Origin of the sequence: Micromonospora andamanensis (assembly GCF_016863495.1) — a bacterium.
GTDB lineage: Bacteria > Actinomycetota > Actinomycetes > Mycobacteriales > Micromonosporaceae > Micromonospora > Micromonospora andamanensis.
In genome coordinates, this window is sequence record NZ_BOOZ01000118.1 from 1 (window position 1) to 1,029 (window position 1,029).

Annotated in this window: 1 protein-coding gene; it reads right to left on the reverse strand. The window is 68.0% G+C overall.

Translation table 11 applies throughout. The annotated features are described in order from the left end of the window. Positions 1-19: 19 nt before the first annotated feature. A complete protein-coding gene (locus tag Van01_RS32730) occupies positions 20-898 on the reverse strand; it encodes an IS5 family transposase (RefSeq protein ID WP_373306320.1) in 879 nt (292 codons plus the stop codon). Positions 899-1,029: the final 131 nt, after the last annotated feature.

Genomic DNA, 1,029 nt, shown 5'->3' on the forward strand with positions numbered 1-1,029 from the left:
GGCGTGTTTCATAAGCCGGTCAGAGCCACTCGCAGATGATGGTGATGGTGAGGACGGCCTGGAAGCGGACGGCCAGTTTGTCGTAGCGGGTGGCCACGCCGCGGTGGCGCTTGAGTCGGGCGATGCCGTTCTCGACGGCGTGTCGCATCCGGTAGAGGTCTGGGTCGAACTTTGGTGGGCGTCCGCCGTGGCTGCCCTTGGCCTTGCGGTGGGCGTCCTGGTCTTTCTTTCGCGGGATGCACGCCTTGATCCCGCGTTTGCGCAGGTAGGTGCGGTTGCCTCGGCTGGTGTAGGCCTTGTCGGCCAGGACCAGGTCGGGGCAGGTGCGGGGTCGGCCGACGCCGAGGCGGGTGATCCGGATGCGGCGCAGGACGGGGATGAACTGCGGGCTGTCCCCACGATGCCCGGCGGTCACGGTCATCGACAGGACCTTCTGTCCCTGCTCGCAGGCCAGGTGAGTCTTGGTGGTCAGCCCACCGCGTGATCGGCCCAGCGCGTGATCGGCCGGCTCGTCGTGCACGCCGCCGGGTGGTTCCTTCTGCATGTGCCCGTCGGTGCGGGCACCGGCGGCGTGTTGGTGGGCACGACTGGTCATCGAGTCCACGCTCACCGTCCAACCGATCCGGCCGCCGGCGTCGCCGGCGGCTTGCAACGCCGACAGGATCCTGTCCCAGGTCCCGTCGCGCTGCCACCGGCGGAACAGGCCGTAGACGGTGGGCCAGGGCGCGTACTCGGCCGGGACGTCCCGCCACGGGGCGCCGATCCGAATCCGCCACCGGATCCCATCGATGAGCTGTCGTTTCTCCCACTTCGGCGGACGACCCGTAACCGACGCGGCCGGCAACAGCGGAGCCAGAACAGCCCACTGCCCGTCGGTCAGGTCATGCCGCCTCGTCACCGCTACGCTGGCCACGAGGTCTCCGGTATGAAGTTCTTGCTTGGTCGCAGAACCAGATACCGGAGACCTCTTCAGTTGTCGATCACCGCCACACCGTGACCTCGCCGCTGCCAGCCCGACTTACGAAACAC